12 protein-coding genes are annotated in these 14085 nt (G+C 70.1%); 9 read left to right on the forward strand and 3 right to left on the reverse strand.

Annotated elements, in window-relative coordinates; translation table 11 throughout:
* Positions 1 to 168 precede the first annotated feature (168 nt).
* The 3 genes from AB4Z18_RS06430 to AB4Z18_RS06440 are packed head-to-tail and all read left to right on the forward strand — an operon-like array spanning position 169 to position 2815.
* Complete coding sequence (locus AB4Z18_RS06430) at positions 169 to 1116, forward strand: MetQ/NlpA family ABC transporter substrate-binding protein (RefSeq protein WP_441781862.1); 948 nt, start codon at positions 169 to 171, stop codon at positions 1114 to 1116.
* A complete protein-coding gene (locus AB4Z18_RS06435) occupies positions 1116 to 2159 on the forward strand; it encodes a methionine ABC transporter ATP-binding protein (protein ID WP_441781863.1) in 1044 nt (347 codons plus the stop codon). Before AB4Z18_RS06430 ends, AB4Z18_RS06435 begins: the two co-directional genes overlap by 1 nt.
* Positions 2156 to 2815: a methionine ABC transporter permease gene (locus AB4Z18_RS06440; RefSeq protein WP_441781864.1), complete on the forward strand. Its 660-nt coding sequence runs from the start codon at positions 2156 to 2158 to the stop codon at positions 2813 to 2815. The genes AB4Z18_RS06435 and AB4Z18_RS06440 overlap by 4 nt, the downstream gene beginning before the upstream one ends.
* 114 nt (positions 2816 to 2929) lie before the next feature.
* Here AB4Z18_RS06440 and AB4Z18_RS06445 read toward each other — a convergent pair whose 3' ends face one another.
* Positions 2930 to 4180 carry a citrate synthase gene (locus tag AB4Z18_RS06445; protein WP_441781865.1) on the reverse strand — a complete coding sequence of 417 codons (1251 nt, stop codon included), beginning with the start codon at positions 4178 to 4180 and terminating at the stop codon, positions 2930 to 2932.
* A 51-nt stretch (positions 4181 to 4231) separates the two neighbouring features.
* On the opposite strand from AB4Z18_RS06445, the gene AB4Z18_RS06450 reads away from it, so the two are divergent.
* Complete coding sequence (locus AB4Z18_RS06450) at positions 4232 to 5404, forward strand: citrate/2-methylcitrate synthase (RefSeq protein ID WP_441781866.1); 1173 nt, start codon at positions 4232 to 4234, stop codon at positions 5402 to 5404.
* 83 nt (positions 5405 to 5487) lie between these two features.
* Positions 5488 to 6000: a mycothiol transferase gene (locus AB4Z18_RS06455; protein ID WP_441781867.1), complete on the forward strand. Its 513-nt coding sequence runs from the start codon at positions 5488 to 5490 to the stop codon at positions 5998 to 6000.
* A gap of 43 nt (positions 6001 to 6043) precedes the next feature.
* Here the strand turns inward: AB4Z18_RS06455 and AB4Z18_RS06460 are convergent, their stop codons facing one another.
* Positions 6044 to 7597, reverse strand: coding sequence for a bifunctional phosphatase PAP2/diacylglycerol kinase family protein (locus tag AB4Z18_RS06460; protein ID WP_441781868.1), 1554 nt, complete (start codon positions 7595 to 7597; stop codon positions 6044 to 6046).
* Positions 7598 to 7728: 131 nt separating this feature from the next.
* Between AB4Z18_RS06460 and AB4Z18_RS06465 the strand changes: the two genes are divergently transcribed.
* A complete protein-coding gene (locus AB4Z18_RS06465) occupies positions 7729 to 8172 on the forward strand; it encodes a hypothetical protein (protein WP_441781869.1) in 444 nt (147 codons plus the stop codon).
* A gap of 68 nt (positions 8173 to 8240) precedes the next feature.
* Entirely contained in the window at positions 8241 to 9575 is a 1335-nt protein-coding gene (locus AB4Z18_RS06470) for an MFS transporter (protein WP_441782984.1), read from the forward strand.
* Positions 9576 to 9597: 22 nt separating this feature from the next.
* On the opposite strand, the gene AB4Z18_RS06475 is transcribed toward AB4Z18_RS06470, so the two are convergent.
* Positions 9598 to 12087 carry an ATP-dependent DNA ligase gene (locus AB4Z18_RS06475; RefSeq protein ID WP_441781870.1) on the reverse strand — a complete coding sequence of 830 codons (2490 nt, stop codon included), beginning with the start codon at positions 12085 to 12087 and terminating at the stop codon, positions 9598 to 9600.
* A gap of 89 nt (positions 12088 to 12176) precedes the next feature.
* Between AB4Z18_RS06475 and ku the strand changes: the two genes are divergently transcribed.
* Positions 12177 to 13076 carry a non-homologous end joining protein Ku gene (ku, locus tag AB4Z18_RS06480; protein ID WP_441781871.1) on the forward strand — a complete coding sequence of 300 codons (900 nt, stop codon included), beginning with the start codon at positions 12177 to 12179 and terminating at the stop codon, positions 13074 to 13076.
* A complete protein-coding gene (locus AB4Z18_RS06485) occupies positions 13073 to 14044 on the forward strand; it encodes a DNA topoisomerase IB (protein WP_441781872.1) in 972 nt (323 codons plus the stop codon). The genes ku and AB4Z18_RS06485 overlap by 4 nt, the downstream gene beginning before the upstream one ends.
* Positions 14045 to 14085 lie beyond the last annotated feature (41 nt).

Consider the following 14085-nt stretch of genomic DNA (forward strand, 5'->3'; position numbering starts at 1 on the left):
GACGCCCCTCACATTACGCGTGGCCGGTGACGACCGTAAGAGCGCGCGAAGGCCGCCGCACGTCACATTTCGCAAGACGTTTTGACCCGTGTCGGAGGCTCAGGGGAGGCTCTTCGTGAGCCGCCACCCGTCCGCCGGCACATCCCCCTTCACGAGAGAGGCACAGCCATGTCCGACGCCACCCCGCCCACCCCCGCCCTGCCGGAGAAGCCCAAGCGCTCCCGCACCGGCCTGTTCGTCGGAATCGGCATCGCCGTCGTCGCTGTCATCGTCGCGGTCGTGCTCGTCGTCGTGAACGTGGCGGGATCGGGCTCCGCCACGGCGAAGTCGGTCACCGTGAAGATCGGCACGACCGAGGCGTCCTCCCCGTACTGGGCCGTGCTGAAGAAGGAGGCGGCGAAGGAAGGGATCACCATCCAGACCGTCAACTTCCGCGACTACACGCAGGCGAACCCGGCGCTCGCCGACGGTCAGCTCGACCTGAACCTGTTCCAGCACCTGCAGTTCCTCGCCAACTACGACGTGCAGGCGAAGCAGAACCTCGTACCGATCGGCGCCACCCTCGTCGTCCCGCTCCCGCTGTACTCGACCAAGTACAAGAACATCGACGACATCCCCCAGGGTGGGAAGATCGCCATTCCGAACGACCCGACCAACCAGGCGCGAGCGCTGCTCGTGCTTCAGAAGGCCGGCCTTCTGAAGCTGAAGAACGGCGGCAGCACCCTTGCCACCCCGGCGGACATCGACGCGTCCGCGTCCAAGGTCACCGTCATCCCGGTGGATGCGGCCCAGACCGCCCCGGCCCTCAGCTCGGCCGACGCCGCCATCATCAACAATAACTACGCGCTGACCGCCGGCATCGACCCGAAGTCCGCCCTGTTCCAGGACGACCCGAAGTCGTCGACCGCCGAGCCGTACATCAACGCCTTCGTCGCCCGTGACAAGGACAAGGACAACAAGACCTACCTGAAGATCGCCGAGCTGTACCACACCAAGGCCGTGACGGACGCGGTGCTCGCGGAGTCGAAGAACACCGCCGTGATCGTCAAGCGCGACGGATCAGAGCTCCGCGGCATCCTCGACGACCTGAAGAAGACCATCAAGGCGGCGCAGTAGTGCCCGAACGCGACACCGCGGGCGCCATCATCGAGTTCCGCGGCGTCACCAAGAGCTTCGGCTCGGGTGACGCCGCGGTTCCGGCCGTCGACCGGCTAGACCTGACGATCGCCCGGGGCGAGATCTTCGGGATCATCGGGTATTCCGGTGCAGGCAAGAGCACGCTGGTCCGGCTCATCAACGCGCTCGAGCATCCCTCCGCCGGCGCCGTGATCGTCGACGGCCGAGACCTCACGACGATGAAGGAGCGCGAGCTGCGCCGCGTCCGCGCGGGGATCGGCATGATCTTCCAGCAGTTCAACCTGTTCCGGTCGCGGACGGTCTTCGGCAACGTCGCCTACCCGCTCAAGGTGGCCGGCTGGCCCGCGGACAAGCGGAAGCAGCGGGTCGCCGAGCTCCTCGCGTTCGTCGGGCTCACCGACAAGGCGTGGAGCTACCCCGACCAGCTCTCCGGCGGCCAGAAGCAGCGGGTCGGCATCGCCCGGGCTCTCGCCACCAACCCGGACATCCTGCTCGCCGACGAGGCGACCAGTGCGCTCGACCCGGAGACGACGTCCGACGTGCTCGCGCTCCTGAAGCGCGTCAACCGTGAGCTCGGCGTCACCATCGTCGTCATCACGCACGAGATGGAGGTGGTGCGCTCGATCGCCGACCGCGTCGCGGTGCTCGACGCCGGACGCGTCATCGAGTCGGGCAGCGTCTTCGAGATCTTCTCCGATCCCAAGACCACTACCTCGCAGCGGTTCGTCGGCACAGTGCTGCGCAACCAGCCGGGGGAGGCCGACATCGAACGCCTGCGCGGCAAGCACTCCGGGCGGATCGTGTCGGCGCGCATCCACGACGACGGCCGGCTCGGCTCGGTGCTGTCGGATGCGGTCGGCCGGCACAACGTCCGCTTCGAGATCGTCTACGGCGGCATCTCGGCGCTGCAGGGCCGCTCGTTCGGCAGCCTCACTCTCGAACTGCTCGGCGAGCCGGCCGACGTGGATGCGCTCATCGCCGACCTCCGGACCGTCACCGAGGTCGAGGAGGTGGCCGCATGACCGACTGGTCGACCCTGTGGCCGGTGTACCTGGAGTCAATCGGGCAGACCCTGTGGATGGTCGTCGCGACTCTCGTCCTCGGCGGCATCCTGGGCCTCGCGCTCGGCGTGCTGCTCTACACGACGCGTCGCGGCGGGCTGCTGGAGAACCGGGGCCTGTTCACCGTCCTGAACGTCGTCGTGAACTTCATCCGGCCGATCCCGTTCATCATCTTCATGACGGCGATCGCGCCACTCACGCAGCTGGTGCTCGGCACCTTCCTGGGCACGCCCGCGGCCATCTTCCCGATGACCATCGCAGCGACCTTCGGCATCTCGCGCATCGTCGAGCAGAACCTCGTCACCATCGAGCCCGGCGTCATCGAGGCGGCGCGCGCGATGGGGTCGAGCCCGTGGCGGATCATCACGACCCTGCTCATCCCGGAGGCGCTCGGCCCGCTCATCCTCGGCTACACGTTCATCTTCGTCGCGATCGTGGACCTGTCGGCCATCGCCGGCAGCATCGGCGGCGGCGGCCTCGGCGACTTCGCGATCTCGTACGGCTATCAGCGCTACAACTGGGCCGTCACGTGGATCGCGGTCATCACGATCGTCGTGCTGGTGCAGGCGGCGCAGTTCCTCGGCAACTGGCTGGCGCGGAAGGCGCTGCGCCGCTGAGCGTGCGTTCGCCGTCCAGTTGACGCAACACGCCGTCGCGGGGCTGCCGCCGACGGCGTGTTGCGGCAAGTGGATGCTGTGGCGCGGCCCGGCGGCGGGGCGGCCGGGTGGCGGTCAGGGGCCGATGTAGCGGCCGACGGGACGCAGCCGCAGCGGCGGCTGCGCGTACTCGTCCAGCGCGTGCACCATCCAGCCGACAGTTCGCGCCGTGGCGAAGACGACCTCGCCGGCGTCGTCGCCCATCCCGGTCGCCAGGGCCACCGCGCCGAGCGCAAGGTCGACGTTGGGATGCGCCCCGGTGCGATCCGCGATCACGCGGGAGGCGGCATCCACCGCCGCCGTCACGACAGCGTGCCGGTCGTCGGCGGCGAGCATCCCGAGCAGGATGCGCGCCCGCGGATCGCCGTCGGGGTAGAGCGGCTGGCCGAAGCCGGGCACCGGCCCGTGCGTGGCGACGACGGCATCCGCGACCGCCCGTGCCGGGTCGTCGCCCGCGATCACCCGTTCGAGCAGGCGGTACGCGGCGCGGCTCGCGTTGCCGTGCAGCGGTGAGTCGAGCGCACCGAGGCCGGCGACGACCACGCCGTACGGGGTGGCCCTCGCGGACGCGGCCGCGCGGGCGGCGAGGGTCGAGATGGGGATGTCGTGATCGAGCAGCAGCACGAGCGCGGCGTTGAGGAGCGCGAGGTCCGCGCCCGTGGGTGCGGTCGGCGAGAGTCGGCCGAAGAGGCGTTCGGCGAGGCCGATCCGCTCGCCGTGGCCCATGTGTTCGTCGTGTGCAGCCGTGGCGCGGGATGTTGGGTCGGTGCCGCGCTCCGGCACGACCTCGACCATCCCGGCCACCAACCGCTCGGTGGCGGATGCGATCACGGCGGGGTCCAGCGACGCGCGCAACGGGTCCGCGGCGGCCAGCGCGCTCACGGCGACCAGTTGCCGGTCGCGGTCGCCCGCTGAGGCGGGCAAGCAGGCGGCAACGGCGCGCGCGGCCTCGAGCCCAGCGCCCGGGACGAAGCGCGCTGCCGGGTCCCATTCGCCGGTGAGGGCCCATCGGGCGACGGTCTCGAACCGCTCGCCAGCGAGCTCGCCGACCGGGCGCCCCCGGTAGGTCAGCTCGCCGTCGTCGATGAGTGCGAAGGTCGTCTCGATCACCATGAGCGGTCGGCCCTCCGAATGGCCGGGCGGGGATGCCGCGCGCCGCCGCCGCGTCGCCGCGAAACGTTCGACCTCGAGCGGGTCGAAGCTCGATCCGTCCGCGGTCCGCACCCGTGTCAACCGCCCGCGCGCGACGTAGGCATAGAGGGTCTCGACCTTGACACCGAGGCGTTCGGCCGTCTGCTCCGCGGTAAGCCGGGGAAGCGCATCCATATTGATCCGATCAACGTTGACGAGCAATTACATCCAGTTCACACTACCGGTATGGACAGGATGAACGACACCCTCATCGACGTTCCGCGCGGGCTCACCAACGTCGTCGCGGCGCGCACCGAGCTGGGAGATGTGCGCGGACTCGAAGGCTTCTACCACTACCGCCAGTACTCGGCCGTCGACCTGGCGCGCGAGCGCACCTTCGAGGAGGCGTGGCACCTGCTCCTGTTCGGGTCGCTGCCGACCGCGGTCGAGCTGGACGCGTTCCGCGCCCGGATCGCGGCCGCCCGGGTGGTGCCGGAGCCTGTGCGGGCGCTCCTTCCGGCGATTGCGGGGCTCACGGCCGACGGGGATGTGCTGGCCGGCCTCCGGATGGCGCTGGCCGCGGTCGCCGCGGCCGATCGCGCGCGACCGTTGTACGACGAGTCGGCGGACGAACGCGTGGCCGACGCCATCCGCGCGGCCGCCATCGCGCCGGTGCTCCTCGCCGCCCTGCATGCGCTCGCCGAGGGGCGCGAGCCGCTGGACCCGCGGGAGGAGCTCGGGCAGGTCGCCGGCTACCTGTATCTCGTGACGGGGCGGGTGCCGACGGCCCAGCAGGAGGCGGCGCTGAGCGCCTACATGACGGCAGCCATCGATCACGGCTTCAACGCATCCACCTTCACCGCGCGGGTGATCGCCTCGACGGGAGCGGACCTCGCGTCGGCGGTCGGAGGCGCGCTCGGCGCGCTGTCCGGACCGCTGCACGGCGGCGCGCCCAGTCGTGCGCTCGACACGCTCGACGAGATCGGGACGCCTGACCGGACAGACGAATGGGTGCGTCGCACGCTCGCCGGGGGTGGCCGCGTGATGGGGTTCGGGCATGCCGTCTATCGGACAGAGGATCCGCGCTCGCGCATGCTGCGCGGATTCGCCGAGGGCTTCGGCGGACCGCGGGTCGACTTCGCGGTGCAGGTGGAGCGTCGGGTGCAGGAGCTGCTGGCCGAGTTGAAGCCTGGTCGGGAACTGCACACCAACGTCGAGTTCTACGCCGGGGTCGTGATGGAGGCGTGCGGCATCCCGCGCTCGATGTTCACGCCGACCTTCGCGGCGGCACGGGTCGTGGGATGGACGGCACACATCCTCGAGCAGGCGGCGGATGCCAAGATCCTGCGGCCGTCGTCGCGGTACGTCGGTCCCTCCGCACCGCAACCTCTGCCCGCGCGGGTGCGCGCCGCGTCCTGAATACAGGTGCGGTGCCGCTTGCCGCGTCCTGAATACAGGTTCGCGGGCGTAGGGTGCGGGGCAGACCGACGTGAGGAGGACAGGTGACCGCGAGCACCCAGCTGCTGATGGACGCGTTCGACCGGATCGCCGGGGTGGTGCGCAGCACAGTCCGCGGTGCGGACGCCGACATCCTGGGCGGGCGGGTCGACCCCGACGCGAACTCCATCGCCTGGCTGGTGTGGCACCTGACCCGAATTCAGGACGACCACGTCTCGGAGGTCGCCGATCGCGCCCAGGCGTGGACCGAGGAGGGATGGGCGGAGCGCTTCGGCCTGCCGTTCGACGTCTCCGACACGGGATACGGCCACAGTTCGGAAGACGTCGCTCAGCTGGCGGACGTGAGCGCGTCCGACCTCGTCGGCTACCACGAGGCGGTGCGCGCCCGCACCACTGAGTTTTTGCGCACCCTGACCGACGATGACCTGGATCGGGTGGTGGACCGCAACTGGGACCCGCCGGTCACTCTCGCCGTCCGGCTGGTCAGCGTGATCTCGGACGACCTGCAGCACGCCGGGCAGGCGGCGTACGTGAAGGGCGTGCTCGAGCGTCGCTGACGCGCCGAGGAAACGTCGCGGCCGCCAGCGCCCTCCCGGCGACTCACGCTCGGGGCGAGTACACGCGCAAGGCTCCCGGACGCACCGTGATCGTGAGCCGCTTGGGTTCACCCGGCGTCTCGGTCGACGCTTCGCCGTCATGCGCGTAGCCGGGGTCGTCGCTGCCGGCGGCGGCGATCGTGATGGCCTCGACCGTGCGGGCATCCAGCGCGGGCGGACCCTGGAGGAACGGCATCCGCGCCGCGAGCGCATCCGTCCGCCCACCGAAGGCGAGGGCGACCGCGCCGCGAGTCCGCGGCTTCCCGTCGGCGAAGAGGATCCGCACGTCCAGTAGGTGGTCGTCGAGCCGTCGCCGTTCGATCGGGGCGACGGCGACCGGATAGTAGCGGTCGACGCCGACGAACACCGACCACACCTCCCGTCGTCGTCCGTCGATCTCGACCTCCAGCGGGGTGCCGCGGCGGACGACGCGGATCGCCGCGATTAGGGCGGCGATCGGCTTGCCGAGACGTTTCTCGTGCTTCTCCCGCTCCTCGACGAACGAAGGGTAGATGCCGACCGAAGCGGTGTTGAGCACGGTGATGGTCTCGTCGCCCGCGAAAGAAAGGTCTGCGACGTCGACCTCGCGTCCGGACCCCTGGGCGAGGGCGTCGAGCGTCGCCTCGACGGTGTCGAGCAGGGCGGCCTTGGCGAAGTGGTTGAACGTGCCACCCGGGAAGACCAGCAACGGCACATCGGCTTCTCGTGCGCGCGCCGCGACGGCCGCCACCGTGCCGTCGCCTCCCCAGACGCCGAGCACAGCCGGAGGGTCATCCGACCGCAGCGCCTCCTCGATCACGTCGCCGACATCGTCCCCTTCCGCCAGTTCGTGAACCCGTGCCCGAGGGAGCCGTTCACGAAGCAGTGGACCGGGCTCCTGGCGGCCGAGGCCCTGGCCGGACCCGGGATTGACGACGATGAACACGCCGTCGCCGGTGTCTGTGGCGGGCAGGTCGATCACTCGCGCGGTGGGCGGATCCCGTCGCACGGACTGTGTGATCTTCGGCACGATCGCCTTCAGTGCGAGCGCTGCGCCGGCTCCGATCGCAGCGCCGCCAGCGACATCCGACAGCCAGTGCGCGCCCGTGTGCAGCCGGGAGTAGCCGACCCCGGCGGCGAGCGGGGCGAGCGCGGCCCCGGCGACAGGCCATTCCAGGGCCACCCCGGTGGCGAATGCGGCGGCGCTCGCCGTGTGCCCGGAGGGGAAGGACGGCGACGTGGGGGAGCGCTCCAATCGTCGCGCGATCGGGATGGAGGTCAGCGCCGGGCGGTCTCCACCGACCAGGCGCTTGCCCACGAGGTTCGCGACGAGGCTGGCGATGCCGAGCGACGCGAGCCCTCGGGCCGCCGCACGCGGCCGGCCGAGCGCCAGCAGCACGGCGGCCGCCGCGAACCAGAGCTTGCCGTGGTTCGCCGCGCGGGTCAGGCCGCGCCAGAAGCCGTCCGACGCCGCGCCGGTCGTGCGGGCGTTGATGCGCTCCGCCACCCGGGCGTCCGCCCGCTTGATCCGGGCGGGGAGGGGGATGCGCGAGTGCCTGCGACGACGGGATGCTGCCATGCCGTCAATGTACGCCGGAGCCGCCGCCGGGCCACCGGATGCCACGGAGTTGTGGATAACCCCCGTTGTGGAGAAATCCACCTGTGGACAACGCTCCGCAGCCGCTACCGCCGGGCGGTAGGATCGTCCTCGTGAGCACGCACGTCATCTCCCAGCCCAACGAACACCAGCGCGAGGTCGTCGGTAGCGACGAGCACGGCACGCTCGTCCGCAGCCTGAGCACGACTGTGCCCAGTGCCCTCGGCAACCTCCTCGCCACCCTTGTGGTGCTGGTCTCGCTGGTCATCGGCATCTGGAGCCTCGTCGCGACCTGGACCGGCAACGCCGAGTCCTTCCTCCCGTTCTTCCAGGTGACCGTCGCGGCGACCGTCGTGTCGCTCAACGCCCTCTACGCCCGTCGCACCTTCAGCTACGTGATCACGCTCATCGGCGCCATCCTCTGGCTCTGGGTCTCGGTGACACCGTTCACCCCGTTCGTCCAGGTGGTCCTCCAGGCGGTCACCGTGACGATCATGCTCGCCGGCGTCGTGTTCTCGACGGCGGCGGTGCGCCTCAGCAAGCAGCCCCGCTTCTGAGCGGGGAGCCGACGCCCCGACCCCGCACGAGCGCGTCGGGCGAGTTCAGCGCGCCGTCGGATCCGTCCATCCCGCCCGGTGAGCTGCCACCGGGACAGCTGCCGTCGCGCCGCCGACACTTCGTCGACCTGTCGCCGCTGCGCGAGTCGCCCGCTTTCGCCCGTCTATGGCTGGGCGGTGCGATCTCGGGCATCGGCTCACAGATGACCATCGTCGCGGTGGGCCTGCACATCTTCGACCTGACGCATTCGACCCTCGCGGTGTCACTCGTCGCGCTGTTCGCCCTGGTGCCGATGATCGTCTTTGGCCTCTACGGGGGCGTGCTGGCCGACGCCTTCGACCGGCGCCGTGTGGCCCTCGTGACGGCGATCGTCGCGTGGATGTCGACGGCCGCGCTCGCACTGCTGGCGTGGATGCACATCCCGGTCGTCTGGCCGTTGTACGTGATCACGACCATCAACGCGGTCGCGGGCGTCATGATCGGCGCGACCCGGCAGGCGATCACTCCGCGGCTGCTGCCGGTGAGCCTCCTGCCCGCCGCCAGCGCTCTGGGCGGCATCAGCATGGGCATCATGGTCACCGTCGGACCGGCCCTCGCGGGCCTCCTGGTCGCGACCGTGGGTGTGGCGTGGACCTACACGGTGGATGTGGTGCTCTTCACTGCCGCGTTCCTCGGTATCTTCACCCTGCCCTCGATCGTGCCGGAGGGCGTGCGGCAGGGCGCGGGGCTGTCGTCCGTGCTGGAAGGGCTGCGGTTCCTGCGTTCCGCCCCGAACCTCAGCATGACCTTCATCCTGGATGTGATCGCGATGACATTCGGGCAGCCGCGAGCGCTCTTCCCCGCCGTCGGTGCCTTGCTGATCGGCGGCGGCCCTCTCACCGTCGGCATCCTCACGGCGGCGGGTGCGGTCGGCACGCTCGTCTCCAGCGTCTTCTCGGGCCGCCTGGGCAGCGTCCGGTGGCAGGGCCGTGCCGTCGAGCGCGCGATCGTCGTCTACGGCGCCTGCATCCTGGGCTTCGGCATCGTGCTCGCGGTGGTCGCCTTCACCGGAACGGCCGGTGGTGGCGCATCCCTCGCGCAGGCCAACCTGCCTGCACTGCTGATCGCGACCGTCCTGCTCGCCGGGTCCGGAGCGGCGGACAACGTCAGCTCGATCTTCCGCATGACGATCCTGCAGGCGTCGGCACCGGACGTGATGCGCGGCCGGCTGCAGGGCGTGTTCACGGTCGTCGTGACGGGTGGGCCGCGCCTCGGCGACCTCTACATCGGCGTGCTGGCGCTCACCGGTGCACTGTGGTTCCCACCGCTGCTCGGGGGTCTCGTGATCGTGGTCCTGGTCGCCGTCGTGGTCCGCATCCAGCGGTCCTTCCTCCGCTACGACGCGCTCGCGCCGACCCCCTGACAGGAAGCCACGCGGGAGGCGGTCAGCCCTCCCGCACCACCTGATCGGGTCGCTTGTCCGGCCGCAGCCCTCGCCAGGACGGCTGGCGTAGCCGGCCGGGGCCGGTCCATTCGGCGAACTCGACCTCGCCGACGAGCTCCGGCCGCACCCAGTGGGCGCCGCGGGCGTCCGCCGACGGCACGCCCTCCAAGGGGCTCGTCTTCCGCTCGTGCGCGCCCAGCTTGGCCGCGAGGTCGTCCAGCACGCGGTCGGTGAAGCCGGTGCCCACCTTGCCCACGTAGCGGAGCGTGTCGCCGTCGGGGATGCCGAGCAGCAGTGCGCCGATCGTGTTCGCGCGGCGGCCGTTGCCGGGCGTCCACCCGCCGATGACCACCTCCTGGGTCTGGTGGTGCTTGATCTTGATCCACGAGCGGGAGCGCCGCCCGATGGAGTAGGTGCTGTCGCGCCGCTTTGCCATGACGCCCTCGAGGCCCAGCTGCTTGCTGGAGGCGATGGCGTGCTCGAGGTCGCCGTCGAACGCCGGCGGCACCTGCACGGGGTCGTTGCGCCCCGGCCGCACAACCTCGAGGAGCAGTTCCCGCCGCTCGTCGTAGGTGTCGCGGGTGTGTTTCGCACCGTCGACTTCGAGCACATCGAACACCATGTAGTGCGCGGGCGCCCGCTTGAGCGCCGACTGCACATCGCCCGGACGGGTCAGCCCCATCCGTGTCTGCAGCAGGCCGAAGTCGGGGCGGCCCTGCGTGTTGAGGGTGACGATCTCGCCGTCGAGGACGAGGTCGTGGTCGCCGGCGAGGCCCGTGAGGCCGGCGAGGTCGGGATAGGTGACCGTCACGTCGTTCCCGTTGCGCGTGGTGAGGCGCAGCCGCCCGCCGCGGATCTCGGCGACGGCACGGATGCCGTCCCACTTCATCTCGAACGCCCACTCGTCCTCGTCCGTGATCTCCGCCTGCGAGCCGAGCGTGGCGAGCATGGGGGAGACCGGGTCGCCCGTGATCGGAGCGCCGGTGCCGGGGGATGCGGAGCTGCGGGATGCGGTGCTCCGGGATGCGGAGGCCCGTGGCGCGGCACCCGCCGACGCTTCCGCGTTCCCGTCGTGCGCCCCTTCCGCCTTCATCAGGTGGATCAGCCAGTTCTTCTCGTCCCCGCCCTGCGCGGTGCGGATCAGCGCGAACTTCCGCGGCTCCCCGCCGAGCCCGCCGTCGGCCTGGCCGTGGAGCGTGGCGATCACTTCGTCGTCGCGCCACTTCTCGAGTTCGTAGTCCCCGTGGTCCCAGATGTCGACGTGGCCCGCGCCGTACTCGCCGTGCGGGATGTCGCCGGCGAAGGTCCCGTACTCCAGCGGGTGGTCCTCTGTGTGCACGGCGAGGTGGTTCTGTTTGGTGTCGGTCGGCGGGCCCTTGGGCAGCGCCCAGCTGACCAGGACGCCGTCGTTCTCCAGCCGGAAGTCCCAGTGCAGGCGCCGGGCGTGGTGCTCCTGGATGACGAACGAGCGTCCCTCCCGCGCCGCCGGCCGGTCCTCCGGTACGGGCTCCGGAGTCTTCTTGGCGTCGCGCATCGAGCGGTAGGTGGAGAGGCGGTCCGGTTCGGAGGCGTGGCCGGCGGACGCATGCCCGCCGTGTCCCGCGGACAGCTCCGCCAGCGGGTCGCCGCGCCGCTTCAGCCGCTGCATCACCTCCCGGTAGTCGAGATGCTGCAGGTCCTTCGACGCGAGTTCCCGCCAGGTGCGCGGCGCTGCCACGGTCGGCTGGAACCGCCCGCGCAGCGAGTACGGCGCGATGGTGGTCTTGTTGCCGTTGTTCTGGCTCCAGTCGACGAGCACCTTCCCCGCCCGCAGCGACTTCTTCATGTCGCTGACGACGAGGTCCGGATGGTCCGCCTCAAGCGCCCGGGCGAGCTCGTGGGCGACCGCCGAGATCTGATCGCTGGTCTGCGAGCCGTCGAGCGCCGCATAGAGGTGGATGCCTTTGGACCCGGAGGTGACTGGCATCGGATCGAGACCCATGTCGCTCAGGATGGCGCGGGCGAGCCGCGCGACCTCCGCGCAGTCCGTCAGGGTCACGCCCTCGCCTGGGTCCAGATCGAGCACCAGCCGGTCGGGGTTCTGCCGCTCGCCTCCCGGGTTCACCCGCCACTGCGGCACGTGGATCTCCAGGGAGGCGATCTGCGCCAGCCAGATCAGCGTCGCCCGGTCGTTCACCAGGGGGTAGCTGTTCCTGCTCGTCTTGTGGGTGATCGAGGCCGTGCGCACCCAGTCCGGCGTGGATGCGGGATCCAGGTTCTTCTGGAAGAACACCTCGGCCGGGTCGTCGGGGGTTCCGACCCCGTGCACCCAGCGTTTACGGGTGGCGATCCGGTCGCGCACGTGCGGGATTATCGCCTCGGCGACGGCGTTGTAATAGCCGAAGATGTCGGCCTTGGTGGTCCCGGTCTCGGGGTACATCACCTTGTCGAGATTGGTCAGCTTGAGGCGGTGACCGTCGATCTCGACGACCTCGGTGTCCTGGGCGGCCATAGCCACACCGTACGCCCGGAGGTGCCCGCAAGCCGCGCATTCCCTGATCACTGCTTGAAAAGGCGCTGATCTCCGGACACGATGGGCACATGAGGGCCATTTGGACGGGCGCCATCACCTTCGGACTGGTCAATGTGCCGGTGAAGGTCTACAGCGCAACCGAGGATCACGACGTCCCGCTGCACCAGGTGCACGACGCGGACGGCGGCCGCATCCGCTATCAGCGCCGCTGCGAGATCGACGGCAAGGTGATCCCGTACGAGCACATCGTGAAGGCGTACGACGACGGTGAGCGCACGGTGATCCTGACCGCGGAGGACCTCGCGTCGCTGCCCGCCGAGCGCAGCCGCGAGATCGACGTGGTGGAGTTCGTGCCCAACGACCAGCTGGACCCGCTGATGTTCGACCGCAGCTACTACCTGGAGCCGGACTCCAAGTCGCTCAAGGCCTACGCGCTGCTGCGCAAGACGCTGGAGGACGAGGAGCGCACGGCGATCGTGGAGTTCGCGCTGCGCCAGAAGACCCGGCTCGGTGCCCTGCGCGTGCGCGGCAATCTCCTGGTGCTGCAGACGCTGCTCTGGCACGACGAAATCCGGGAGGCGGACTTCCCGTCGCTCGACCAGACGCCGCGGATCACCGACCGCGAACTCCAACTCTCGAGCGCGCTGATGGAGAGCTTCGCCGGCGACTTCGAGCCGGAGAAATTCAGCGACGACTACCAGGAGGAGCTGCGCAAGCTGATCGACGCGAAGCTCGAACAGGGCGAGAGCGTCGACACCGCGGCCACCTTCGGCGAGGAGGAGGAAGCGGCCAAGGGCGGCGGCGAGGTCATCGACCTGATGGAGGCGCTGCAGCGGAGCGTGGAGCGCAGCCGGTCCTCGAAGTCCGGCTCGACGTCGTCGTCTGAGAAGAAACCGGCCGCGAAGTCCACCTCCTCGAAGACGACCCGTAAGGCTCCGGCGAAGAAGTCCGCGAAGAAGCCTGCGTGACGCGGCTCAAGCGCAGCAACCCGTCCGGCCCGGGGTACCACCGCACCATGACCGACTCGGGACCGACCTACGAGGATGAAGCGGGCAACACAATCGTCGACGAGCGGGAGCTGGAGCGCATCCGCTCGCTCGTCATCCCTCCCGCGTGGCAGGACGTGTGGATCTCTCCCGACGCCCGAGGTCACATCCAGGCGGTCGGCACCGACCAGGCAGGACGCCGCCAGTACCGGTATCACGACTCGTGGAGGCTGCACCAGGACCGCGTGAAGTTCGAGCGGGCGTCGCTCCTCGCCGAGACCCTGCCGTCGGCGCGGCGCAAGGTGACGATGGACCTGCGGCAGGAGGGGTTCGGTCGCGACCGGATCCTGGCCGCGGCGTTCCGCATCATCGACCTCGGCAGCGTCCGGATCGGGAGCGAGGAGTACCTCCACGCGAACGGCAGCCGGGGCCTGACGACGCTGCTGTGCCGTCACGCCCGGATCGAGGACGACGACATCACGCTGACCTTCCCGGCGAAGTCCGCTCAGAAATGGACGAGCACGATCACCGACCCGGACCTCGCGGAGCTGCTCCGGCAGATCCAGGCGCTGCGGGGCCAGCGGTCGCGGCTGCTGTCGTGGAAGGACCGCACTTGGCACACGATCCGCCCAGCCTCCTTGAACGAGTACATCCGCCGGCAGACGCGCGGCGAGTTCACGGCGAAGGACTTCCGGACTCTGCACGGCACGATCGTCGCGGCCGAAGCGCTCGCCGACCTCGGTATCGCGGGGACCGATTCCCAGAGGAAGAAGCGGATCAGCGCCGCCGTCAACGAGGCGGCTGCAGCTCTCGGCAACACGCCCGCGATCGCGCGCAACAGCTACATCGACCCGCGCATCTTCGACCGCTACCGCAGCGGTGAGGTCATCGACACGTCCGGTGGACGCGCCCCCGAGCCCGCCCTCCTCGAACTCCTCTCGACCAGCTAACCCACTCCCACCAGACCCACGCCAACAGCTCCTGAGTTTTT

Source organism: Leifsonia sp. 2TAF2 (assembly GCF_052115085.1).
Classification (GTDB): domain Bacteria; phylum Actinomycetota; class Actinomycetes; order Actinomycetales; family Microbacteriaceae; genus Leifsonia.

Bases quoted from the DNA above. Each gene is read 5' to 3' on its own strand.
- AB4Z18_RS06430 (WP_441781862.1), top strand. From the start codon at position 169: ATGTCCGACGCCACCCCGCCCACCCCCGCCCTGCCGGAGAAGCCCAAG.
- AB4Z18_RS06440 (WP_441781864.1), top strand. From the start codon at position 2,156: ATGACCGACTGGTCGACCCTGTGGCCGGTGTACCTGGAGTCAATCGGG.
- AB4Z18_RS06445 (WP_441781865.1), bottom strand. From the start codon at position 4,180: ATGGATGCGCTTCCCCGGCTTACCGCGGAGCAGACGGCCGAACGCCTC.
- AB4Z18_RS06450 (WP_441781866.1), top strand. From the start codon at position 4,232: ATGGACAGGATGAACGACACCCTCATCGACGTTCCGCGCGGGCTCACC.
- AB4Z18_RS06460 (WP_441781868.1), bottom strand. From the start codon at position 7,597: ATGGCAGCATCCCGTCGTCGCAGGCACTCGCGCATCCCCCTCCCCGCC.
- AB4Z18_RS06475 (WP_441781870.1), bottom strand. From the start codon at position 12,087: ATGGCCGCCCAGGACACCGAGGTCGTCGAGATCGACGGTCACCGCCTC.
- ku (WP_441781871.1), top strand. From the start codon at position 12,177: ATGAGGGCCATTTGGACGGGCGCCATCACCTTCGGACTGGTCAATGTG.